Annotated in this window: 23 protein-coding genes; 21 read left to right on the forward strand and 2 right to left on the reverse strand. The window is 49.7% G+C overall.

Annotation, left to right across the window (positions count from 1 at the left end):
* The first annotated feature begins 76 nt into the window (after positions 1-76).
* The gene (pgi, locus tag ABXT40_RS00480) at positions 77-1,600 is read left to right on the forward strand and encodes a glucose-6-phosphate isomerase (RefSeq protein WP_443645885.1); all 1,524 of its coding nucleotides are present in this window, start codon (positions 77-79) and stop codon (positions 1,598-1,600) included.
* A gap of 65 nt (positions 1,601-1,665) precedes the next feature.
* Here the strand turns inward: pgi and ABXT40_RS00485 are convergent, their stop codons facing one another.
* Positions 1,666-1,872 (reverse strand): SlyX family protein, encoded by a 207-nt coding sequence (locus ABXT40_RS00485; RefSeq protein ID WP_443645886.1) that lies wholly within the window; start codon positions 1,870-1,872, stop codon positions 1,666-1,668.
* Between the two features lie 231 nt (positions 1,873-2,103).
* Between ABXT40_RS00485 and ABXT40_RS00490 the strand changes: the two genes are divergently transcribed.
* The 20 genes from ABXT40_RS00490 to ABXT40_RS00585 all read left to right on the forward strand — a co-directional run bounded on the left by ABXT40_RS00490 (position 2,104) and on the right by ABXT40_RS00585 (position 21,135).
* Positions 2,104-3,096 (forward strand): alpha/beta hydrolase, encoded by a 993-nt coding sequence (locus ABXT40_RS00490; protein ID WP_443645887.1) that lies wholly within the window; start codon positions 2,104-2,106, stop codon positions 3,094-3,096.
* Between the two features lie 478 nt (positions 3,097-3,574).
* Complete coding sequence (locus tag ABXT40_RS00495) at positions 3,575-4,225, forward strand: peroxiredoxin (protein ID WP_443645888.1); 651 nt, start codon at positions 3,575-3,577, stop codon at positions 4,223-4,225.
* 149 nt (positions 4,226-4,374) lie between these two features.
* Complete coding sequence (locus ABXT40_RS00500) at positions 4,375-4,818, forward strand: ArsR/SmtB family transcription factor (RefSeq protein WP_443645889.1); 444 nt, start codon at positions 4,375-4,377, stop codon at positions 4,816-4,818.
* Positions 4,805-5,233, forward strand: a complete 429-nt coding sequence (locus ABXT40_RS00505) for a hypothetical protein (protein ID WP_443645890.1) — start codon at positions 4,805-4,807, stop codon at positions 5,231-5,233. The genes ABXT40_RS00500 and ABXT40_RS00505 overlap by 14 nt, the downstream gene beginning before the upstream one ends.
* A gap of 177 nt (positions 5,234-5,410) precedes the next feature.
* Positions 5,411-5,887: a sulfur oxidation c-type cytochrome SoxX gene (gene soxX, locus ABXT40_RS00510; RefSeq protein ID WP_443645891.1), complete on the forward strand. Its 477-nt coding sequence runs from the start codon at positions 5,411-5,413 to the stop codon at positions 5,885-5,887.
* Positions 5,888-5,905: 18 nt separating this feature from the next.
* Positions 5,906-6,373, forward strand: coding sequence for a thiosulfate oxidation carrier protein SoxY (gene soxY, locus ABXT40_RS00515; RefSeq protein ID WP_443645892.1), 468 nt, complete (start codon positions 5,906-5,908; stop codon positions 6,371-6,373).
* Between the two features lie 26 nt (positions 6,374-6,399).
* On the forward strand, positions 6,400-6,729 hold the full coding sequence (soxZ, locus tag ABXT40_RS00520; protein ID WP_443645893.1) for a thiosulfate oxidation carrier complex protein SoxZ: 330 nt from the start codon (positions 6,400-6,402) through the stop codon (positions 6,727-6,729).
* 41 nt (positions 6,730-6,770) lie between these two features.
* Positions 6,771-7,598: a sulfur oxidation c-type cytochrome SoxA gene (soxA, locus tag ABXT40_RS00525; protein WP_443645894.1), complete on the forward strand. Its 828-nt coding sequence runs from the start codon at positions 6,771-6,773 to the stop codon at positions 7,596-7,598.
* A gap of 166 nt (positions 7,599-7,764) precedes the next feature.
* Positions 7,765-8,502: a cytochrome c biogenesis CcdA family protein gene (locus ABXT40_RS00530; RefSeq protein WP_443645895.1), complete on the forward strand. Its 738-nt coding sequence runs from the start codon at positions 7,765-7,767 to the stop codon at positions 8,500-8,502.
* The gene (locus tag ABXT40_RS00535; RefSeq protein ID WP_443645896.1) at positions 8,502-9,113 is read left to right on the forward strand and encodes a thioredoxin family protein; all 612 of its coding nucleotides are present in this window, start codon (positions 8,502-8,504) and stop codon (positions 9,111-9,113) included. The genes ABXT40_RS00530 and ABXT40_RS00535 overlap by 1 nt, the downstream gene beginning before the upstream one ends.
* A 61-nt stretch (positions 9,114-9,174) precedes the next feature.
* The gene (gene soxC, locus ABXT40_RS00540; RefSeq protein ID WP_443645897.1) at positions 9,175-10,449 is read left to right on the forward strand and encodes a sulfite dehydrogenase; all 1,275 of its coding nucleotides are present in this window, start codon (positions 9,175-9,177) and stop codon (positions 10,447-10,449) included.
* Positions 10,433-11,098 carry a c-type cytochrome gene (locus ABXT40_RS00545; RefSeq protein WP_443645898.1) on the forward strand — a complete coding sequence of 222 codons (666 nt, stop codon included), beginning with the start codon at positions 10,433-10,435 and terminating at the stop codon, positions 11,096-11,098. The genes soxC and ABXT40_RS00545 overlap by 17 nt, the downstream gene beginning before the upstream one ends.
* Positions 11,099-11,164: 66 nt before the next feature.
* A complete protein-coding gene (locus ABXT40_RS00550; RefSeq protein ID WP_443645899.1) occupies positions 11,165-12,088 on the forward strand; it encodes an MBL fold metallo-hydrolase in 924 nt (307 codons plus the stop codon).
* 25 nt (positions 12,089-12,113) lie between these two features.
* A complete protein-coding gene (gene soxB / locus ABXT40_RS00555; protein ID WP_443645900.1) occupies positions 12,114-13,805 on the forward strand; it encodes a thiosulfohydrolase SoxB in 1,692 nt (563 codons plus the stop codon).
* Between the two features lie 286 nt (positions 13,806-14,091).
* Positions 14,092-14,964: an FAD binding domain-containing protein gene (locus ABXT40_RS00560; protein WP_443645901.1), complete on the forward strand. Its 873-nt coding sequence runs from the start codon at positions 14,092-14,094 to the stop codon at positions 14,962-14,964.
* Positions 14,961-15,476 carry a (2Fe-2S)-binding protein gene (locus tag ABXT40_RS00565; RefSeq protein WP_443645902.1) on the forward strand — a complete coding sequence of 172 codons (516 nt, stop codon included), beginning with the start codon at positions 14,961-14,963 and terminating at the stop codon, positions 15,474-15,476. The genes ABXT40_RS00560 and ABXT40_RS00565 overlap by 4 nt, the downstream gene beginning before the upstream one ends.
* A gap of 11 nt (positions 15,477-15,487) precedes the next feature.
* A complete protein-coding gene (locus ABXT40_RS00570) occupies positions 15,488-17,866 on the forward strand; it encodes a xanthine dehydrogenase family protein molybdopterin-binding subunit (protein ID WP_443645903.1) in 2,379 nt (792 codons plus the stop codon).
* 80 nt (positions 17,867-17,946) lie between these two features.
* A complete protein-coding gene (locus tag ABXT40_RS00575) occupies positions 17,947-18,921 on the forward strand; it encodes an amidohydrolase family protein (RefSeq protein WP_443645904.1) in 975 nt (324 codons plus the stop codon).
* A gap of 39 nt (positions 18,922-18,960) precedes the next feature.
* Positions 18,961-19,410, forward strand: coding sequence for a CoxG family protein (locus ABXT40_RS00580; protein ID WP_443645905.1), 450 nt, complete (start codon positions 18,961-18,963; stop codon positions 19,408-19,410).
* A gap of 63 nt (positions 19,411-19,473) precedes the next feature.
* The gene (locus ABXT40_RS00585) at positions 19,474-21,135 is read left to right on the forward strand and encodes a thiamine pyrophosphate-binding protein (protein ID WP_443645906.1); all 1,662 of its coding nucleotides are present in this window, start codon (positions 19,474-19,476) and stop codon (positions 21,133-21,135) included.
* A gap of 41 nt (positions 21,136-21,176) precedes the next feature.
* Here ABXT40_RS00585 and ABXT40_RS00590 read toward each other — a convergent pair whose 3' ends face one another.
* Positions 21,177-22,502, reverse strand: a complete 1,326-nt coding sequence (locus ABXT40_RS00590; RefSeq protein WP_443645907.1) for an MFS transporter — start codon at positions 22,500-22,502, stop codon at positions 21,177-21,179.
* Between the last annotated feature and the right edge of the window lie 134 nt (positions 22,503-22,636).

Consider the following 22,636-nt stretch of genomic DNA (forward strand, 5'->3'; position numbering starts at 1 on the left):
AATGAAAGATGGTGAGGCCTCGGCAAAACCGGCATCTGATGCCAGAAAACGGCCCTTTAGGTAAAGGCATAAATAAATGACAGATCAGAACAAACAGATCGCCGCGGTTGAAAGCCAATTGCGCCGTGACGCAGATGCGATCGCTTTGCATCATTTGCGCAGGCTGATCCATCAGGATGGCCGTGATGATTTATGTTTTCATTTTGAAGATTTAACCGTTGATTGTACGCGCCAGCCCCTGACACACGATATTTTGCAGCAGCTTTTGACGCTTGCTGAGGCAAAATCACTCGCTGATTTCATAAAGGCAATGTTTGCTGGTAAAACAATCAATCTAAGTGAAGATCAGCCGGTTTCGCATTGCCGTCTTCGCACGCCAGATTACCGGCAAAGCGAGGCCTATCAGAAACTGACACATTTTGCCGATAATGTTCGCGCCAATCAGAATATCAAATCAATCGTCAATCTTGGCATTGGCGGGTCGGATCTTGGTCCGGCAATGGTGACAGCAGGGCTTGCCGGATACCATGATGGGCCAGTGGTGCATTATGTTGGTAATATTGATCCACATGCGCTGTATGATGTTTTGGCGCAGTGCGATCCGCATTCGACGCTTTTCATCATGACGTCAAAAACATTCACCACCAGCGAAACACTTGCGAATGGGGGTTTGGTGAAAGGCTGGCTAGAGCAAAACGGGGTTGCGCTTGATACGGCGATGGTGGCGGTAACGACCTATCAAGAGCGGGCGGTCGATTGGGGCATTGATCCAGCGCGTATTTTCGATTTTGACGAATCTGTTGGCGGGCGTTATTCGCTGTGGTCGGCGGTTGGCCTATCGGTGATGATTGCCGTTGGCAGTAAGGCGTTTGGCCAGCTTTTAGATGGCGCACATGCGATGGATAACCATTTTGAAACAGCGCCCTTTGCCAGCAATATTCCGGTGATCATGGGACTGCTTCGCGTTTGGCATCGAAGCTATCTTGGCCATATGGCCTATGGGATTATGCCCTATGATCAGCGTCTGGCCAGATTGCCAGCCTGGGCGCAGCAGCTGGAAATGGAAAGCAATGGAAAATCGGTAACGCGGCATGGCAAGCCGCTTGACCAGCCTGCCGGCCCGTTGATTTGGGGCGAGGCAGGCGTGAATGGCCAGCATAGTTTTTTCCAATGGCTTCACCAGTCAGTTGATATTTGTCCGATTGATATTCTGATTGCGCGCAAACCGGTCAATCTGTTGGATGATGCCGCTTGGCAAGCAAGCCACCGAACGCTGGCAATCAATGCGGTGGCGCAGGCTGAGGCATTGGCTGTTGGCGTTGAACAAGCCGATGCGCCGCACCGCCATTTTCCGGGGAACCGGCCATCCTTGATGGTTAGCTGGGACGCGACAACGCCTTATGCGCTTGGCAGGCTATTGGCACTTTATGAACATATCACTGTTGTTTCGGGCTTTGTCTGGGATGTGAACAGCTTTGATCAATGGGGCGTCGAGCTTGGCAAGAAAATGGCACATGATCTTGCCAGCAAAAGTGATCTTGATGGTTTCAGCCCGGCTGCCAAGGCGTTTCTAAACCGGTTGAACGACGAGCCGATATGATGTGGTAGTTGCCATAATTGAGCGTTTGCCAAAATTGCGCCTTTATCAAATATAATGGCGGATGATCAATAATGCGGCGGCGGCACATCGTCACTTGGCGACAGAATGCCACTATCGGGCTGCACATTTTCAAGCCGTGATTTCAGCTTTTCGATTTCGAGCATTAATTGCGCGACCTCTTTTTGCTGTGCATAGACCTCATGGCTCATCTGCGCCAATTCATGCTGCATAAGTGCCATTTTTTCTTCAAGATAATTGATCTTTTGTTCCATGATTGCCTTTTAGCATTCGCTGGCTGGTTCGGCAAAGGCCGAAATGATCTGATGGGCAAAATAGGACGGTTTAAAAATGACTGTTTAAAATGACTGTCTAATATGTCTTTTTAAAATGACTGGCGCTATCGCACTGAAGTGATTTGATCTGTTGCCTTATCGCATTACACTCATGGCTGGTAGAGCGAATTGCCCCGCCATGGCAAATTTTTTGACAATGAGGAATGGCAGTTGACCCAAAAAGCCCTGAAAATCTGCCTTGCCTGTTTTGCTGGTTTTGCCGGTTTTTTGATCTTGGTTTTTGTTTTTGGTCCGCGTGAGCCGGTTCGGCTTAGCACCGGCCATGACAAGATCATGATTGGTGATGATATTGATGCCTATCTTGCCATGCGCGAAGGGCAATTTGATGACATCATCAACGGGGTTGAAAAACAGGTCATCTGGGCTGGTGAGGCCAATGTAAAAACGCCGCTATCAATCATCTATCTTCATGGCTTTACCGCCAGTTCAAAAGAAATCCGGCCAGTGCCGGATCGGGTGGCCACAGCTTTGGGCGCAAATCTCTATTTTACCCGTTTCACTGGCCATGGCCGCCAGCCTTCGGCAATGGCCGATGCCACTGTTGCGCGCTGGATGGATGATGTTGGCGAAGCCATTAAAATTGGCAAGCAGATTGGTGAGACGGTCATTATCATGGCCACATCAACTGGGGGCACTCTGGCGGCGGCGGCCGCGCTTGACAAGGCGGCTATGGAACATATTGGCGGGATCATTTTCATTTCTCCAAATTTTGCCATTAACAGCCGCGCTGCCAATTTGCTGACCTGGCCATTTGCGCGGCAATGGGTGCCGCTGGTGATCGGCACAGAACAAAAGGGTAATCCGCGAAATGATCTTCATGCCCGCTATTGGATGATGACCTATCCGACAACGGCGTTAATGCCGATGGCGGCGATTGTTGCAGCGGTTGATCGGGAATCATATGACGATGTGGAGGTGCCTGCCTTGTTTTATTACAGTCGCCAAGATCAGGTTGTTGCGCCTGAAAAAACAGCCGCATTTGCCCGATCATGGGGCGGGGAATCGAAAAGCATCATTGCCAGTCTGATCGCGGGTGACGATAAATTTTCACATATCATCGCTGGCGATATTGTGTCGCCAAACCAGACAGCAAGCGCGGTTGAGCATATGGTTGCTTGGATCACTGGGCTACAAAACCGCTAAAAGATGCCGTCATTGGCTGCGCTTTTTCTGGCAGATCAGGCTTTGGCGAGGCGGGTGGCATGACCGTGTCAAAGGTAGTGGCCAATTTATCGGTAATCTCGCCAATATGGGAATCTTCCAGAACAAAGGGTGGTACTAAAAGCAGGTGATATGGGCTCTTTGCGGCGAACCGGTCAAGATCAATCAAAAACCATCGACAGCCGCATAAATTTATAAATATTTTGCCGTTGAATGATGGATTATTGTAAAAATCACATCATATAAACGTACGATTTTCGATTTATTTCTCGGGCGGTGATTGTCTGATGCTTGATTTTATGGCTCAACATGGCAAGCATAGGGGATGGCATATTAAATTAAGCCTGTTACCAATTTGGCGCTAAAATCATTAGCGTCGTAAATAATGGTTTTGTTAAGACGTGACCGGGTCAATCATCGATCTGGTCGATGATTAACACCAAAAATAAAGGGCTAAGATATGCTACAACCTGATGACCACGCAAACAGCCAAGATATTGCCTATCGATCATTGGTTGGATCGCCTGTTGTTGATTTTGCGGCGCGCTCAACGATGGGTGAGGTGCGTTTTTCGGCCTTTGCTGGACGTTGGATTTTACTATTTTGTCACCCGGCAGATTTTACCCCGGTTTGCACGTCTGAATTTGTCGCTTTGGCGAAGGAACAAGATAAATTTGCCGAAATGGATGTCCAGCTTTTGGGGCTGTCGGTTGACAGTGTTTATAGCCATATGGGCTGGATTGAATGGATCGAGACAAAATTTAACCTATCGGTCAATTTTCCGGTGATCGAAGATGTGTCGATGGATATTGCGCGTGCCTATGGCATGATCGACGCCTATAGCGATACAACATCAACGGTTCGCGCCTGCCTGTTCGTTGATCCGGCGCAAAAAGTGCAGGCGCTGATTCATTATCCAATGCATATTGGCCGGTCGGTTGATGAATTGCTTCGTGTCCAGCGCGCCCTCATCGACACTTATCAGACAGCCAAAGTTGCACCGGCGAATTGGTGTCCGGGAGATGATTTCATGCAATCGGCTGCAAATTCGGTTTCGGGCGGCACCAAGGGATGGCTTCAGCGGGTGATGCGCCCAATCGATAAATCATGACAGGCGCACTGCTTGCATATATAGAAAATAAACAACATAATAAGACTTCATCAGCCTGGTCGCCCGGATCAGTGCTTTTAACCCATATCGAAATATGATTGGCAACCGCCTTGGCAAGCTCATGTCTCGACCAGTAAAATGAGTGATTAATGAGCGCGCACGGAAAGAGTAAATCTAGTTTTGATCTTTTGATGAATCGTGCCTCGGACGTCTTTCAGGCTTTGTCGCATCCATTACGCCTGTCAATTTGTTTTGAGCTTAGCAAGGCCGAACAATCGGTGAGCCAGCTATGCGATTCACTTCGTCAGCCACAGCACAGTATTTCACAGCACCTGGCCTTGCTGCGCAAACAGAATGTTGTGAAAGCGCGCAAGCAATCGCGGCAAGTTTTCTATGAGATTAGCGACCCACAGGTGCAAAAAGTGTTGAATTGTATCAAAAGCGAGATGGTGCCCGCTGAGCCGAATGGTACTGCCGCCCCATCACCGGCAGAAGGCGACGTGCCGCAGGTTGTTGTGGCTGGTGACGCTGGACGATTTTCAACAGTTTATAAGCCGTCGCTGGATCAATGGAAGCGGCATGACAAGGGCTAAATTAAATGGCGATTTCTGGTGGTTTTATACCGCACCGATTTGCCTGTTCCGCTGCGCCTTCCTGTTTCTGGGTTTATTTTTTTTGTTGGTGATATCTGATGGTGTTGCTGGGTCGGTAAACGCAGCCGATAGCCGTGGCCAGCTTGTTATGATTACGTCAAGTGACTGTCCATGGTGCGAAGCTTTTGAAGACGATGTTGGAAAGGGCTATGACCTCACTGAAGAAGCGCTAATCTATCCGCTTCGCCGGTATGATTTTTACAAGGCATTGCCAGATGATTTGGCGCATTTAACGCCAGCAACGATGACACCCACTTTTATTTTTGTGCGTGATGAGGTGGAAGTTGGCCGGATTGTTGGCTATCCAGGTGCCGAGTTGTTTTGGTGGCGGATTTCAGAATTCACTGGACAATAAAAATTTCATAAGAGTCTGAAAAATAATAAAAATTTTTCGTACAACAACGCCATCAATAAAAAAAACAGGTTGTGAAGCTTAAACTGGTTTTACAAATGCTTTTTTTTATGTTCAGTTTGTATATGAATAGAAAACCGTATATATTAATTTGAAGAAATTCTAAAAAGCGGGGAAAAGATGAAAACTATTTTTTATTCCATTATGGCTCTGGCTACGCTTGGCATCACAGCAGCCAACTCAGCTTCAATGATAGTCCGAGATCCAGGGCTTATTCCGTACGAAATTGTTGATGGCAACTCCATACCAAAATCATTAACAGGTGTCGCAGGCGATCCAGCTAAAGGGAAAAAGATTGCAGTAGGCCGTAAGGCAGGCAATTGCCTAGCTTGTCATGCCATGCCGATTCCTGAGCAGCAGTTTCATGGTGAAACCGCTCCATCGCTTTACGGTGTTGGTAACCGCCTCAGCGCAGGTGAACTGAGGATGCAACTGGTGAACTCAAAGGTAACAAATGAGGACACAATGATGCCGTCATATTACCGCACTTTTGGCTTTGAACGGCCACTGAAGAAATTTGTGGGTAAGACCATTATTTCTGCACAAGACGTTGAGGATGTTGTTGCATACCTCCAAACTTTAAAAACTGATCAATAGTCCGGAGCATTGACCAAAATGAAACAGACAAAACAATTCTCAACAATTTCACGCAGGCAGGCGCTTGCTATGCTTGGTGCAGCTGGTGTGGCTGCCTTCGCTGGCGTTCCTGCCTATGCGGATGGTGCAGCTGTTGCTGCTAAAATCAAAGGCTTGACTGGCGGTAAATCTGTTGGTGAAGGCACGATCGAACTTGATCTGCCGGAAATCGCCGAAAACGGAAATGCGGTCAAGGTTGCATTCTCAATCGACAGCCCAATGACAGCCGATAATTATGTCAAAGCGGTTCATGTCATGGCCGATGGCAATCCAACCCCTGACGTCGCTTCATTCAACTTCACGCCAGCAATGGGTGCTTGCAGTGCCTCGACGCGGATGCGTTTGGCAAAGACCCAGAACATCATCGTTCTTGCTGAAATGAACGATGGCAGCTTCAAACAGGCACAAGCCACTGTCAAAGTCACCATTGGTGGCTGTGGCGGTTGATCAGATAGCGAACGGAGAACAATATAATGGCAAAGATTAAACCTCGCGTAAAAGTTCCAAAGAAAGCCGCTGCTGGTGAAATTATCGAAATCAAGGCATTGATTTCGCATCCCATGCATACCGGCCGTGCCAAGGACAAAAAAACTGGAAAAAAAATTCCGCGCAAGATCATCAATAAATTTGTCGCAAGCTTTGAGGGCCAAGATGTATTCACGGCTAATTTCGAGCCCGCAGTGTCTGCTAACCCTTATATTGCCTTTCCTTTTAAGGCCAGCAAGTCAGGTGCATTCACCTTTACATGGGTCGAAGATGGCGGCGCAGAATTTACTGCCAGCAAAAAGATGACCGTAGCCTAATCTTCGGATTTGGGTCGCGAGTTAATAGGGAGGATTTTATAATGCGACTAGCAGTAATGATAACAATGGCGCTCGGCTTGGTAGCTGGAGCTGCATTTGCGAAAACCCCATATCATGATGGTACTGCCGAAGTGATCAAACCAACTGATAAGGACCACCCACTCGGTGAAATTGTGTCTGGTTACGATTTTCGCAAGGCAATGATCCGAGATGTGCAGGATGATGATTTTGAAAATCCAGCTATGCTCGTCGTCGATCATGGTGAAGAGCTGTGGGGCACCGTTGATGGCAGTGCCGGCAAATCACTCTCTCAGGCTTTCGAGGGTTGCGCCGAAGTGCCACTTGATGTGGCGGGGGCGGTTTATCCACGCTTTAATAATGCTGCTGGTAAAGTAATTTCACTTGAGCAGGTTATCAATATGTGTCGTGAGACCGCAATGGGCGCAAAGCCTTATAAGTGGGAGTCACGCGACATGCTTGGCATCACAGCCTACATCCGGATGCAGTCACGCGGATCGCGCGTCAATGTCGCAGTTGATGGAAAAGCATCTGCAGCATTTGAGCGCGGCAAAAAGCTTTACTACCAACGTGTTGGTCAGTTAGATATGTCATGTGCGCATTGTCACGAAGATAATTACGGTAATTACATCCGTGCAGATATGCTGTCTCAGGGCAATATTAATGGCTTTCCGACTTACCGCCTGAAGTGGAACGGTGTTGGGTCAACCCACCGCCGATTTAGAGGATGCATGAAAAATATTCGTGCAAAACCTTTGCCTTATGGTCACGAAGATTATGTGGCGCTTGAGCTTTATACAGCTTGGCGGGGTAATGGCCTGAAGGTGGAGACTCCAGCCTATCGGAATTAAAACCTTTAGCGCCTTTAGAAAAAGGCCTAATATTTTACCCCATACTGCCACGCAGTATGGGGTATTTTATTTGGAATAATCAAAAAAACCTATATGATGTTCCGTACATAGAGTGATTTCTATATATGTTTAGGTGTAATTTAACACCGAAGTTGGGGGCGTTTCAGTGACAATTAGTTTCGGTGCAGCATTAATGGCGGGATTGCTCAGCTTTCTGTCGCCTTGCGTTTTGCCGCTTGTGCCAGGCTATATTGGGTTCCTGAGCGGGCTTGGTAATCGCCCCAGTGATGCGTTCGGTCGGGCGAAATCAATCGCTTCGCGACTTCAGCTTGTTGTGGCTTCGATTCTTTTTGTTGCTGGGTTTTTGACTGTTTTTGTTGCGCTTGGCGCATCATCCAGTATGGCTGGCAGCTTTGTGGCGCGGCACATGAATTTTTTCCAAATTATTGGCGGTGGCATCATCACTGTTCTGGGGCTGCATTTTCTTGGCGCTTTTAGCATTGGAGCGCTAAACCGCGATGTGCGGTTCATGCCATCGCCTAAACGTTTTGGCACAGTCGGCGCTTATGTTGTTGGTCTGGCCTTTGGTTTTGGCTGGACGCCATGTGTTGGACCAGTTCTGGCAACAATATTGATGCTCTCAGCAGGCTCTGGTGGTGAGAGTGATGGTGCAGGCTTGTTGTTTGCCTACGGGCTTGGGATTGGGCTTCCCTTTATTCTAGTAGCTGTTTTTGCTGACTTGTTTATGGAGAAATTTAGGCTTTTCTCGGCGCAAATGCGCTATGTTAAATGGATGCTTGGCGGGTTCTTGGTGGTTACTGGACTGGCCGTAATGACTGGAACATTGTCTCAAGTAGGTTTTTGGCTACTGCGCAATGTATCATTTTTTCAAGGGATAGGATGATGGCTGTGACAATACGTTTTTTAGTTTTATGTTTTTCTATCATTCTTGGATTTATCGGTCCAAGTATCGCTGGTGATGAAAGGCCAACATTAGGCGATGATGGTCTCTATCATTATAACTGGTACCACCAGTCATTTTTTGAACTTGCCGATGATGTTGATGAAGCTCTTGCAAGTGGCAAAGTTTTGATGGTCAAATTTGACCAAAAAGGCTGCATTTATTGTGAAAAAGTTGCCACTGAAATATTGAGTGAACCAGCAATCAATAAATATGTGCGTGAAAACTTTTTAGTTGTTCAAATGGATATTTTTGGGTCTCGTGATGTGACAGATCTTGACGGGACTGTGTTACCTGAAAATGAGATGGCAGCTCGATGGGGTGTTGTTTTTACCCCATCAATTTACTTTATAACCGAGAAAAAAGATGTCGGTAAGTTAACAGAAGCTGCGGCTGCAGTGATGCCTGGAGCTTTCATGAAAGGAACTTTCATGGGGATGCTAGAATGGGTCAAAACTGGTGCATATAAAACAGAAACTCGTTTTCAAAAATATTTCAACGATAATTACCAGCGAATACGTGAAGAAATGAAAGCGGCCCGCCCTGCCACCTAGTTTTGCTAGAAAACTCCGGTGTTTGATGTCAAAAGGTTTCGGTTTGATTAAGGAAGTGACAATGGATCAGGAAAAAACTAAGAACACGTTATCGCGCCGCCAAGTTCTTGGTGGGACTGCTGCTGCACTCGGCAGTGTTACCGCAATTCCATTTGCCTCAGCAGCAGAATCAAACCCTGCAAATTTGCCACCAAGTGTGCCTGAATGGACACCCTATCTTGGCGCTGGTGTTGATGTTAATCCCTATGGCATGCCGTCCGAGCATGAATCACATGTAATTCGTCGCAATGTTGAATGGCTGACTGCCAGCACCGAATCATCAATTAATTTTACGCCATTGCAGGATCTTGACGGGATTGTGACACCAAATGGCCTTTGTTTCGAGCGCCATCATGGCGGTGTTCCGGAGGTGGTGCCTGCCGATTATCGCCTGATGATCAATGGTCTTGTTGACCGTGAATTGATCTTCACCATTGATGATTTAAAACGGTTTCCACAGGTAAACCGGTTCCATTTTCTGGAATGTGCAGCCAATGGTGGCATGGAATGGCGCGGCGCGCAGTTGAATGGATGCCAGTATACTTTTGGCATGGTGCATAATGTTCAATATAGCGGCGTTCGCCTATCCGATATTTGCCGTGAAGTTGGAGTAAAGCCATCGGCAAAATGGGTTCTTGCTGAGGGTGGTGATTCGGCTGGCATGAACCGTTCGGTTCCAATCGAGAAAATTCTGGACGATTGCATGATCGCCTATTCCATGAATGGCGAAGCCTTGCGGCCTGAACAGGGTTATCCGGCGCGATTGGTTGTTCCGGGCTGGGAAGGTAATATGTGGGTAAAATGGATTCGCCGTTTGGAATTTGGTGACGCCCCTTATATGGCGCGCGAAGAAACCTCGAAATATACCGACCTTATGGAAAATGGCAAAGCGCGCATGTTTACATGGGTGATGGATGCTAAATCGGTCGTTACTTCGCCTTGTCCGGAAAAGCCGATGATGGCAAAGGGCCAGAATCTGCTAAAGGGTCTGGCGTGGTCGGGTCGTGGCAAAATCACCCGTGTTGATGTGTCGCTTGATGGTGGGGTGAATTGGAAAACGGCCGAATTGCATGGTCCGGTTTTAAGCAAGAGCCTGACCCGCTTTACCATGCCATTTGAATGGAATGGCGAAGAAATGAAAGTTCAGTCACGCGCCATTGACGAAACCGGCTATGTACAGCCAACCATTCAGGCGTTGCAAAAAGAACGCGGCGTCAATTCGATCTATCACAATAATTCAATTGCCACCTGGTTGGTAAAGTCAAACGGGGAGGTCGAAAATGTTCGGCTTGGTTAAGATGCGGCATGTTGCAAAAACCTTGGTTAGCACTGGCGTTGTCGCTGGATTTGCGATGGCGTTATCTGGCACGACCATGGCGGCTGAACGGCCATTTGGTCTTGGCACCTTAGCCACCGCCGAACAGATTGCTGGTTGGGATATTGACGTTCGGCCTGATGGAAAAGGCGCGCCAATTGGCAGCGGCACTGCGGCTGACGGGGAAGAGGTTTACGCCGAACGTTGTGCTAGTTGTCATGGTGATTTTGGCGAAGGCGTCGATCGCTGGCCGATTCTGGCTGGTGGCCTCGGTTCACTGGCCACGGGTGATCCGGTGAAAACGGTTGGCAGCTATTGGCCCTATGCATCAACGGTTTATGATTATGTCTATCGCGCCATGCCTTTTGGCGAGGCACAGTCATTAACGCATGACGAAACCTATCAGGTTGTTGCTTATATTCTTAATATGAGTGACGTGATTGATGATGAGTTCGTTCTTAGTAACGAAACTATCGGCAGCGTCAAAATGCCAAATCAGAATGGCTTTATGTTGCCTGATCCGCGGCCTGATGGCCAGCTTGCCAGCGCGCCATGCATGCAAAATTGTGAGGTTTCGACCAAGATAATTGGCCGTGCGCGCATCATTGATGTGACGCCTGATAAGCAATAGAATCATAGGGTATCCGGCCAAAAATATCAGGTCTGGCTGCGCCCGAACAAGACATAGGATGAGACTATGACAATGCGCTCCACTCGTCGTCAATTTGCCGCTTCTGCTGTTGCCGCCATGACGCTTGCTGTATTACCAACCAGGCTTACTGCAGCAAGCCAGCTTTTTGCTGGAGGTAAGCTTTATAGCTTTTCAGACGGTCCAATGAACCTGCCAATTGAGTCTGTTTTTTATGATATTTTTGGCGATGATCGCCAAAAATATTTGAAAGCCGCAAAGGTTTCGGATGGTATTTGGCGCCGGGCAGTCAATGTTAATTTGCTAGAAGTTGGCGAACGCAAGATCTTGTTTGATGTTGGTTCAGGCCTAAATTTTCTGCCAACCCTTGGTGAATTACCTGCCGCGCTTGACGCTGCTGGTGTTGATATCGGCACAATTACTGATGTGGTTTTTACCCATGCCCACCCTGATCATATCTGGGGTATTCTTGACGATTTTGACGATCTGCTGATGCCTGATGCAGCTTATCATATTAGTCAGGCCGAATGGGATTTCTGGGATTCAGATGATGCGGTGAGTGCTATGGTTCCCGGGCGGGAGAGCTTTGCAGTTGGCGCAAAATCACGCTTTGATAAGCTTCGTGACCAAATATCATTTTTCAAGGGTGGTGATGAAATCCTGTCTGGCATCGAGGCTGTTGATACATCTGGCCATACACCTGGTCATGCGTCGTTTTTGATACATAACCCTGCAGGCCCAGTTCTGGTTGCGGGGGACGCGTTGACACATCCTGTTATTTCTATCGAGTATCCACAATGGCACGACCCCGCTGATATGGACCGAGAAGCAGCCGCTTTAATGCGCAAGAGGCTTCTTGACCGGCTAGCTACCGATAAAATTGGGCTCGCCGCAACCCATTTGCCATCACCTGGATTTGGCCGGGTGGAGTCAAACCAGTCAGCCTGGCGCTATGTTGCTACTGACAGCTAACTAGTTTTGATTAGGGAGTAAGTCTATGTTGTCTCGTCGCGAATTTATGCAAATGGCCGCCGTAACTGCGGGTATTTATGGCACTACAGCAAATTGGAACCGTGCTGCTGCGCAGCAAGCTATGACCCAGGAAGACCTGCTGAAATTTGATAGCAAGGGCCAGGTCACGCTTTTGCATGTCACTGATATGCATGCCCAGCTAAAGCCGCTTTATTTCCGGCCACCATCGGAAAATTATGGCGTTGGAGCGTTTGAAGGGCGACCGCCGCATCTTGTTGGCGAAGATTTTTTGGCGCATTTTGACATTGCCCCCGGAACGCCGTTTGCCTATGCCCATACGATGGTTGATTACGCGAATCTGGCGCAAACCTATGGGAGGCTTGGCGGGCTTGACCGCACCGCAACCTTGGTGAAATCGATCCGTGCTGATCGTGGTGATGATAAGGTGTTGCTTCTTGATGGTGGTGACACATGGCAGGGGTCTTATACATCACTGAAAACCAATGGTCAGGATATGGTCGATGCGATGGCGATGCTAAAGCCTGATGCAATGGTTGGGCATTGGGAATTTACCTTTGGCGTTGATCGAGTCAATGAAATCATTGAGTCGATGAATTATCCATTCCTAGGCGGCAATGTGTTTGACACTGAATGGGAAGAGCCGGTTTTTAAAAGCACCGCCTTTTTTGAAAAGGGCGGAGTTAAGGTCGCGGTTATCGGCCAGCATTTCCCTTATACGCCAATCGCCAACCCGCGTTACATGGTGCCACAATGGTCATTTGGTATCCGCCCTGAAACTGTGCAGAAAAATGTGAATGCCGCACGGGATGCTGGTGCCCAAATTGTGGTTCTGTTGTCGCATAACGGGTTTGACGTTGACCAGAAATTGGCAACGGTTGTGACCGGCATTGACGTGATCTTGACCGGCCACACGCATGATGCGGTGCCGCAGGCATTAAAGATCAATAAAACTTTGCTACTGTCATCAGGGTCGCATGGCAAATATCTTGGCCGTATCGATCTTGATGTTAAAGGCGGCGAAGTTGTTGATTATAGTTCAACCTTGATTCCGGTCTTTTCTGATGTGATTACACCCGATCCTGAAATGTCGGCGCATATTGATGCCTTGCGCGCGCCTTATGAAGTCGAATGCAACCGTGTGATCGGTAGCACAAGCGCGCTTTTATATCGGCGCGGCAATTTCAATGGCACATGGGATGATCTGATTTGTCAGGGCATCATTGAAGAACGCGATGTCGAAATTTCGCTTAGCCCCGGATTCCGCTGGGGAACAACGCTTCTTCCGGGTCAGGATATCACCATTGATGATCTTTATACCCAAACAAGCATGAGCTATCCGAATGTTTACCGTACCGAAATGACCGGCGCGCAGATCAAGACCATCCTTGAAGATGTTTGCGACAATCTTTTCAATATTGATCCATTCTATCAGCAAGGCGGTGACATGGTTCGGGTTGGTGGTATGAATTACACCTGCGCACCAAAGGCCAGCATGGGCAATCGCATCAGTGATTTGACTATGACAAAAACTGGCGAAAGGCTGGACGCTGACCGAAAATATGTTGTTGGTGGTTGGGCATCGGTGAATGAGAATGTCGAAGGGCCAGCGATTTATGATCTAATGGAAGGCTATATCAGCCGCAAAAAATCAATTGATCTGCCAGCACAACAGGCAGTCAAGGTGATTGGCCTGTAACGCCACATTATATGATGGATCACCCCTAGCGTGATGGTTTTTGAAAGGCTGGCCCGATGGGTCAGCCTTTTGTATTTTCAGGTGACGTCTGACCAGTGAGAGCGCCATTTTTACCGATTTTAATTTGACAAGACGCCACGACCATTCTCTAATCTTTTCTTATTTATTGCTTATAATGCCCGTCGGGATTCCCCATGACCCAGCAGATACCTTTACAATTTGGTTGCGATTCTATTGCCGTTCAATGAAGGCCAGCCCCATTTGCTAACCAAACGGAAAGAGCCGGATGAAACCCGTTCGCTTTGACTATAAACGACCCACAACGATTGATGAGGCATGTGGCCTTCTTGCCGGCGATGACAATGCGCGCATTCTGGCTGGCGGCCAGTCATTGATCCCGATGTTGTCGATGCGGCTGTCACGCCCGTCCTTGCTGATTGATATCGCGCATATCCCCGAATTAACCGCCTTTGTCGAAACCGAAACCCATATTGAAATTGGCGCGATGGTGCGCCAAGCGGTGGCGCAGAAATCCGAATTGGTCAAAACGCATATTCCGCTTTTGGCAAAGGCGCTTGGCTATGTTGGCCACCCGCCGACCCGCGCGCGCGGCACGGTTGGCGGCTCGGTGGCGCATGCCGATCCTTCAGCTGAAATTGCGCTTGTTGCGGCGACTTTGGGCGCGGAAATCACCTACCGCGTTGATGGCACCAATGAAATATTTGATGCGTCTGATTTTTTCATTGGCCCGATGTTGACCATCGCGCCGCCAAACGGATGTTTGACGGGGCTGAGCTTTGCCAAGGCACCGGCGGTTTGCGGTACGGGCTTTCATGAAGTTGCCCCGCGCAAAAGCGATTATGCGCTGGCATCTGCGGCGGCACAGATTAATTTTGTCACCGGATCAGGCGTGACCAGCATCCATCTTGGTGTTGGCTCGGTTGGCGATTTTCCTGAACGGCTGGATGTCGATCAGCTATGCGGCACGCCGCTTGACGATGCGGCAATTGCTGATGCGGTTCATTCGGCAATGCAGATGGTGGAAACCGTTGAAGACTTGCACGCCACCGCAGCTTACCGCAAACGCGTTGCCACTGAATTGGCGATCCGCGCGCTTCGCGATGCGCGTGATGAAATATCAAAGGATCTAATTCAATGACTCATGTGACCTTGACGATTAATGGCAAGCCAGTTTCGGGTGTGACCGAGCCGCGCGTTACCTTGCTGGATTTTCTTCGTGATGTGGCCGGATTAAAAGGCACCCATGCCGGATGCGAACATGGTGTTTGCGGGGCGTGTACGGTGCTGATTGATGGTACCGCTGTTCGGTCTTGTTTGATGCTGGCGGTTCAGGCTGAAGGCGAGGATATCACCACGATCGAAGGCATTGGCGGGTCGGGTGCGCGCGCTGGTGAACTTGGTGTTATTCAAGATGCGTTTTGCGAAACACATGGCCTGCAATGTGGCTATTGCACCCCGGGCATGATCTTGGCTGCCGAAGCGTTATTATCGGTTAATACAGACCCAACCGAACATGAAGTCCGCGAAGCCATTTCAGGCAATATTTGCCGTTGCACCGGCTATGTTCAGATTGTCGACGCCATCCTGCTGGCGGCCAAACGTCTTGGCCAGCGCAATGATGCCGTGCCGTCCGATGCGACTTTGGCTTAGGGGTTTGATTCATGACTGAACAGAAATATAAATTTCTTTCAACCCCGCGCCGTCCGGTTGAGGATCGGCGTTTTGTTGCTGGCCGCGGAAAGTTCATTGCCGATCTTGATCGGCCAAATATGCTTCATGTTGCGCCGCTGGCATCGCATCATGCGGCGGCGGTGATTAATTGCATTGATGCCAGTGCGGCGCTCGCCATGCCTGGCGTTGTGGATGTGATTACCGGGGCTGAACTTGCTGCCGCTGTCCAGCCCTTGATGAATGGGTTGAACACACCTAATGTTCGCCGGTTTCCGCTGGCAGTCGATCGGGTGCGCTATGCTGGTGAATGGGTTTGTGCCGTTGTCGCCGAAAGCCGCGCCTTGGCCGAAGATGCGTTGGAAAAAATCATTGTTGATGCAACGCCGCAGCCTTTTATTCTGGATGCCGAAGCGGCATTGCTGGAGACCAGCGCGCCGGTTCACCCCGAACATGGCAGCAATTTGCTTCTTGACCGGAAATTTGTCTGGGGGCCGGTTGATGATGATTTTGACGCAGCCGCGCACAGCCTGTCATTTTCGGTGACATGGGGCCGCAATTCTACCGTGCCGATTGAAACATTTGGCGTTCTTGCCGAATGGAATGGCTGGGATCGGATGCTTGATATCTGGGCGTCAATCCAGATGCCAAAATATGCTGATCAGATTGCCCGCAGCCTTGACCTGCCAGGCAATGCCATTCGGGTGCATTATGATGTTGATGTTGGTGGCAGCTATGGCGTGAAACGCGGCATCAAACATTCGGTGCTGGTTGGTTATATCGCGCGTAAACTTGGCTGTCCGGTTCGCCTGATTGAAGACCGGCTGGAAAATATGCGGGCTGGTGACGCACATGGGCCGGAACGCAAATTTGATATCACAATTGCCTTTGATCAAGATGGCACGGTTCGATCAATGAAAATGCGCGCGCTTGATAATGCCGGTGCCTATGCTGGCCGAGCGCCATTCCAGCTTGGCAAGCCAATCAGCGCCATTGTTGGCCCTTATCAAATCAATTCGGTGGCCTATCATGCGCTGTCGGTAACAACCAATAAAACGGTTCAAGAAGCGGTTCGCGGCTTTGGCCAAGCGCCAACCAATTATGCGATTGAAACCGCGATGGATCGGGTTGCCGAATATCTTGGCATGGATCGGCTGGCATTGCGTCAGAAAAACCTAATCCGCAAAGATCAATTCCCCTATCTCATTCCAAGTGGCAGCTATTATGATAGTGGCGATTATCACGCGGTAATTGATAAGGTTCTTGCTGCTGCTGATTATCCGGCACTGCTTGCCGAACGCGACCGGCTTCGCGATGCGGGGATGATGGCCGGTATTGGCATTGCTGCCTGCCTTGAGCCAAGCGGTGGCAATTCGTCATTCGAGCCGTTGCTGAATCAAAGTAATCAGACATCAACATGGATGGAATCCTGTCAGGTCAATATTGACGCGCTTGGCAAGCTGACAGCACGAATTCACACAACATCATCGGGTCAAGGCCATGAAACGCTTGTGTCAACCGTACTTGGCGAAGTCATGCAGATTGATCCGGAGTTGATTCGCATCACCCGGCCTAATTCGCTGGAAAGCCTGCCGGGGAATTCACCGGTTGGCAGTCGTATGGCAATTATGCTTGGCGGTGCTGCGGCGCGGGCGGGTGAAAAGCTAAAAGCCAAAATCATGGCCATTGCGGCGCACCGGCTTGGCGTTGACATTGACCAGCTTCGCTATGAGGGTGGTGACGTCCTGGCGCATGATGGCCGCCGGTTTACATGGGATGAAATGGTTGAACTGGCGCATCGCCAATATCACAATCTTCCCGATGGAATGGATCCGGGGCTTGCCAGTTTTGATATTATGCAAGTGCCAACCGGCGATGCCTTGCCGGTTGATGACAAGGTGCAGATGTATCCTTGCTATTCATTCGAATTTCACCTTTTGCTGGTGTCCTTTGATCCGATTATTGGCCGTCCCGATATTCATTCCTATGTCATTGGCCATGATTGTGGAACGGTGATTAATCCGGCCATTGTTAGCGGCATGACCTATGGCGGTATCGCGCATGGCATTGGGGCGGCGCTGTTTGAAGAATTTGCCTATGACACCAATGGCCAGCTTTTGACGCAAAGTTTTCTTGATTATTTAATGCCTTCGTCACATGAGGTGCCCGCGATCCAGATTGTCAAACATTGCACGCCGTCACCCCATACGGTTTTTGGCCAGAAGGGATCGGGTGAAAGCGGTTATCTTGGGGCACCCGCCGCCGTGTCGGCTGCGATTAATGATGCGGTTTCCGGCCTTGGTATCCATTTTGAAAAACTGCCAATTCGCATGAGTGCAATTAGCGATGCCATTGCCGCAAAAACATCTTAACCCCTTTTTGATTTGATCTAAGGCGCGCCCTTTCATTCATCAATTCACCACTTCATTCATTCACTGCGAGACCAACCCAAATGATTATCGACAGCCATGCCCATTTCATTCCGCCAAGCCTGCTTTCCGCGATTCAGGATCGCGCTGGCGAATTTGCCGCGCTTTCGCTTATCCATGATGAGTCAGGCAGTTTCGGCTTTTCCTTTGCCGGCAGCAAGCCAACACGCCCTGCCAGTAAAATGCTGTCAGATACGAAGGGGCGGCTTGAATGGATGGATGCCAATCAGATTGACCGGCAGGTGATTGGTGGCTGGCTTGATATGTTTGGCTATGAATTGCCGGTTGATGAAGGCCAGCGCTGGTCGGTCATGATCAATGAACATCTTGGTCAGTTCTGCGCCGAAAATGATCGGTTTCTGCCGCTGGCAAGCCTGCCGATGCAGAATGGCATTGCTGCGGCAACGGTTCTTGATCAGGCACATCAAAACGGGTTTAAGGGTGCTATGATCGGCACTCAGCCAAAGGGCAAGGGCGGCGTTCTTGATGATCCTGAATTGACCCCATTTTGGGAATCGGCGCATCGCAATGGATCGGTTTTATTCATTCATCCGGTGTTTGATTCAGGCGATGATCGGGTCAATGATTATGGCATGAATAACGCGATTGGCCGCATCACCGATACCTTGATTGCGATTTCGCGGATTATCTATTCAGGACATGTTGAAACCTATCACAATGCCAAGATTGTCATTGGTATTGGGGGGTCGGCATTGCCGTATGTTCTTGGCCGGATGATGCGAAATTACAATCTTCATAAAGACACGCTTGCCGATCCGTCAAAGGCATTATCAATGTTGTATTACGATACTTTGCTTCATGATCCAGACGCATTGGCCTTTTTGATTCGCGCGGTTGGGATTGACCGTATCATGCTTGGATCGGATATGCCGTTTCCGATTGGCGACCCATCGCCTCTTACTGTTCTTGACGGGCTGGATATGGCCGACCGCAACAAGCTGGTCAATGGCGTTGCCAGCCAGCTATTTGGGCTTTGATCCGCTGCGATCCAATCAGATGAGGCGAGGAGACATATCGTGAATATTGAGTTGAATGGCAGCGAAAAAATCAATACTAGTCCGGTAAATCTGTGGGAGTCGGTTATTGATCCGGTGGTTTTGCAACGCGCGATTCCGGGTTGTATCAGCATGACCGAAACCGGCGAAGGTCAATATCAAATGACCTTGGAATTGAAAGTGGCGGCGGTTGGTGGCAGTTTTGAAGGGGCGGTATCGCTTTCCGAAATGAACCCACCGCATAGCTGTATCATTACCGTGTCGGGAAGCGGCACGCTTGGCACAGGTGGTGGCAATGCCACTGTTGCCATTACCGAAGGCGATGATGGCAATGCGCTGATTTCCTATCAGGCGCAAGGCGAGGTGAGCGGGCTTGTTGCCGGTGTCGGCCAGCGCATTTTGATGGGGGTTGCCAAACATCTGGCACGCCAGTTCTTTGCCGCTTTGAAAAAGGAATTTGCCGCAGCCTAGTTATTGCGGCCAGCCGTGATCAGTCTATCCAGTCGTGATCATTTATTTATGGAGAGCATTTTGATGAAAACCTATGATGTGGTTGCAGCCGCGATTGAGGCACAGGAAACAGGGCATTGTTTTGCGCTTCTTGGTGATGGCAATATGCATTTTGCCGGTGCGCTTGCCCATCTTGGCATGCCCTTTACCTATGCACGGCATGAACATTGCGCGGTATCGATGGCGATGGCCTATGCGCGGGTGACAGGGCGCCCCGGTCTTGCCACGGTAACTTGCGGCCCGGGTCTGACGCAGGTGATGACCGGTCTTGCTGCCGCCGTGCGGGCGCGCATCCCGCTGGTACTGTTTGTAGGTGAATCGCCGCTTCGCAATTCATGGTATAATCAGGAAATTGACCAGGCCCCTTTTGTGACCGCTTGTGGTGCAGAATATGTTCGTATCTTGCACAAGCCGAGAATCACGCGGCAGATCCAAGATGCTTTTGCGCGGACGCAAATGACCGGCATTCCGATTGTGATTGGCATGCCGTTTGACCTTCAGGAAAGTGACTGGGGCGATCTTGCCTATAAAGTCGAAAAGGCGGCTGATCTGATACCTGCCGCTGGCAAGATGTTTCCCGATCCGGCAAATGTAACCTCAATCGCGGCGATGGTGGCGGCGGCAAAAAAGCCGGTGATCATTGGCGGGCGCGGTGCAATCGCAGCCGATGCTGGGCCGTCTTGTATGCGCCTTGCCGATCATATTGGCGCTATATTGCTAACCACCCTTCCGGCGCGTGGTCTGTTTCATCAATCGGCGCATTCGCTGAATGTGGTTGGGGGGTTTGCTTCGGATACGGCACGCGAGGCCTGTCTTGACGCTGATCTGATCATTGCCGTTGGCACCAGTCTGGCATCGCATTCGGCCGATGCTGGCAAGCTTTATCCAAATGCCAAAATCCTGCATATCGATACCAAGCCGGTGATCTATAGTCAGGGACGTGTTGCTGCGCATTTCCATTTATGTGCTGATGCCAAAATTGGTGTTGATGCGCTTATCAGTGAAATTGAAACTAGCTATGGCACAGCAGCAGCCGACAATAGCTGGCGCAATGCGTTGGTCGCCAAACAAGATGCGGCCGAATATCCTGATGCCATGCCGTTTCAGGTTGCCCCTGATGTTCTTGACCCGCGCGCGATGATCAAGGCGCTGGATCAGAAACTGCCAAAAGACTGGTTCATGGTGAATTCATCCGGCCATTGTTCTTATTATGCTGCGCATATGACCGGCCGTTCATCCGATGCGTTTTTGACCATTCGCGAATTTGGCGCGATTGGAAATGGCCTGTCTTATGCCATTGGTGTTGCTGCGGCACGCCCTGAAACACAGGTTGTTTTGATTGATGGCGATGGTGGGTTTTTGATGCATGCGCAAGAGTTAGAAACTGTTGCGCGCCATGGAATGAAGCTGTTGATGATTGTGATGAATGATGCGGCTTATGGGTCAGAAATCCACAAATTGCGCGTTGATGGCCATGACGAAGATGGTGCCGCCTTTGGCGCAACCGATCTTGCATCAATGGCGCGGGGCTTTGGCCTTGGCGGCGTGTCTTTCCGCAATCTTGATCATCTCGATTCGGCTTATGATGAATTTATCGCATCGGATAAAGCGGCTTTATGGGATTTTCATATTTCGGATCAGGTGGTCTCGCCAGTGATGCGTCGTCTGACCGCTGCCAAAAAATAAGGCTGGCAAAAAATAAGGTTGGCAAGGATTAATGTCGGCGTCTAACCGTTCGATCGGGTGTCAGGATTTTGTTTGCCATGCCGGATGGCAGGGACAAACCAGAACATTGACAGGCCAAGACAGGCAAAGCCAAGACTAATGGCAAAGCCGGTATTATAGCCGCCAGTGATGTCATAGAGATATCCGGCCAGAAATGCGCCAAGCGCGGCACCGCAGCCTTGGCCAATATTGGTGGCACCAAAAATAGAGGCAAGTCCCTGTCCGGCAAAAAGCTCGGCCATTTGCGCGGTGATGATCGGCCCGCGTGCGCCAGCTGACAGCCCGAAAGGCACAACAAATAATGCCAGCATCCACCAGCTCGGATAAAGCTGCAGTGCGGCAAGCGCAAGAATGCCAATGATCGTCAAACCATAGCTAAGGGTTGCGATAAGATGGCGCGAAAATCGTTCGGCCAGAATGCCGGTAAGGGCAATGCCAAGGATCGTCAGCATGCCAATACAGCCAAAGGCAAAGGCTGCCTGTACCGTGCTGAAGCCTCGCTCGATCAAATAGGCAACAGCCTGCAAAGAGACGGAAAAAACAGCGACGGCAGAGGCGCCGAAAATGGTGAAAAATCCCCAAAATTCGGGTCGCTTTATCGCCTCGCCCAATGACAATCCAGTTTTGGCTTTATGTGCCCGGGCATTATCTGGAAGGGTATTCGTTGAAAGGGCATCATGCTGATCGGCGGAGGCATTGGTTTCAGGTGATGATGCCGCCCCAGTGACACCGGCGGCAATCTGCGTCCATGGCAGCAATAAGATCAAGATAAAAGTCCCAATAAAGCCATAGCTTGCCAGCATATACGCATCTTGCCAGCCAACCGCTTCGATAGTGATTTGCGCTGCCGGTGCCAGCAACATCACGCCAATGCCTTGCCCCGAATAGGCAATCGATAATGCCGTTGTTCGACCGCGCACAAACCAGCGCGCGATCAGGCTTTGCGTTGGCACAATCCCCACCATCGCCGCGCCAACACCGCCGCAAATGCCAATCACAAGATAGAAAGACAGGATCGATTCCAGCTTGCCAGCAAAGCCGTAACAACCGGCAAGCATGCCAAGGCCAATCATATAATTGAAACGCGGGCCAAGCCGGTCAAAAACCAAACCCGATAATAGCGAGCCAAAGCCGAATGCAACCATATAGATTGAATAGATCGAGGTTACGCTGGCACGATTCCAGCCAAAGCTATCGCTAAGTGGCAACAGGAAAATTGCATAGGTCTCGCCCATGCCGCGGCTGGCGGCAATCATCATCAGACAAAAGGCAAAAACCGCCAATGCTGGTAAAAACCGTGTCGGTCCATGTTTTTTATGCGATGCCATGGCAAAGATTCGTCCAAATGGCCCGTTCTGGAACCGGCAACCCGAAATGGGTAAGCCTGATAATAAAATGATCTATGGCCAGCGGATAATTGGCCATATAAGAGTCTTTAGTTTTGGCCTGCATCTCTCAAATT

Source organism: Candidatus Ponderosibacter sp. Uisw_141_02 (assembly GCF_048087665.1).
In the GTDB taxonomy this organism is placed as follows: domain Bacteria; phylum Pseudomonadota; class Alphaproteobacteria; order Puniceispirillales; family Puniceispirillaceae; genus UBA3439.

Excerpts from the sequence above, each read along its gene's own strand:
- pgi (WP_443645885.1), top strand. The coding sequence starts at position 77 with ATGACAGATCAGAACAAACAGATCGCCGCGGTTGAAAGCCAATTGCGC.
- ABXT40_RS00485 (WP_443645886.1), bottom strand. The coding sequence starts at position 1,872 with ATGGAACAAAAGATCAATTATCTTGAAGAAAAAATGGCACTTATGCAG.
- ABXT40_RS00495 (WP_443645888.1), top strand. The coding sequence starts at position 3,575 with ATGCTACAACCTGATGACCACGCAAACAGCCAAGATATTGCCTATCGA.
- ABXT40_RS00500 (WP_443645889.1), top strand. The coding sequence starts at position 4,375 with ATGAGCGCGCACGGAAAGAGTAAATCTAGTTTTGATCTTTTGATGAAT.
- ABXT40_RS00505 (WP_443645890.1), top strand. The coding sequence starts at position 4,805 with ATGACAAGGGCTAAATTAAATGGCGATTTCTGGTGGTTTTATACCGCA.
- soxX (WP_443645891.1), top strand. The coding sequence starts at position 5,411 with ATGAAAACTATTTTTTATTCCATTATGGCTCTGGCTACGCTTGGCATC.
- soxY (WP_443645892.1), top strand. The coding sequence starts at position 5,906 with ATGAAACAGACAAAACAATTCTCAACAATTTCACGCAGGCAGGCGCTT.
- soxZ (WP_443645893.1), top strand. The coding sequence starts at position 6,400 with ATGGCAAAGATTAAACCTCGCGTAAAAGTTCCAAAGAAAGCCGCTGCT.
- soxA (WP_443645894.1), top strand. The coding sequence starts at position 6,771 with ATGCGACTAGCAGTAATGATAACAATGGCGCTCGGCTTGGTAGCTGGA.
- ABXT40_RS00535 (WP_443645896.1), top strand. The coding sequence starts at position 8,502 with ATGGCTGTGACAATACGTTTTTTAGTTTTATGTTTTTCTATCATTCTT.
- soxC (WP_443645897.1), top strand. The coding sequence starts at position 9,175 with ATGGATCAGGAAAAAACTAAGAACACGTTATCGCGCCGCCAAGTTCTT.
- ABXT40_RS00545 (WP_443645898.1), top strand. The coding sequence starts at position 10,433 with ATGTTCGGCTTGGTTAAGATGCGGCATGTTGCAAAAACCTTGGTTAGC.
- ABXT40_RS00550 (WP_443645899.1), top strand. The coding sequence starts at position 11,165 with ATGACAATGCGCTCCACTCGTCGTCAATTTGCCGCTTCTGCTGTTGCC.
- soxB (WP_443645900.1), top strand. The coding sequence starts at position 12,114 with ATGTTGTCTCGTCGCGAATTTATGCAAATGGCCGCCGTAACTGCGGGT.
- ABXT40_RS00560 (WP_443645901.1), top strand. The coding sequence starts at position 14,092 with ATGAAACCCGTTCGCTTTGACTATAAACGACCCACAACGATTGATGAG.
- ABXT40_RS00565 (WP_443645902.1), top strand. The coding sequence starts at position 14,961 with ATGACTCATGTGACCTTGACGATTAATGGCAAGCCAGTTTCGGGTGTG.
- ABXT40_RS00570 (WP_443645903.1), top strand. The coding sequence starts at position 15,488 with ATGACTGAACAGAAATATAAATTTCTTTCAACCCCGCGCCGTCCGGTT.
- ABXT40_RS00575 (WP_443645904.1), top strand. The coding sequence starts at position 17,947 with ATGATTATCGACAGCCATGCCCATTTCATTCCGCCAAGCCTGCTTTCC.
- ABXT40_RS00585 (WP_443645906.1), top strand. The coding sequence starts at position 19,474 with ATGAAAACCTATGATGTGGTTGCAGCCGCGATTGAGGCACAGGAAACA.
- ABXT40_RS00590 (WP_443645907.1), bottom strand. The coding sequence starts at position 22,502 with ATGGCATCGCATAAAAAACATGGACCGACACGGTTTTTACCAGCATTG.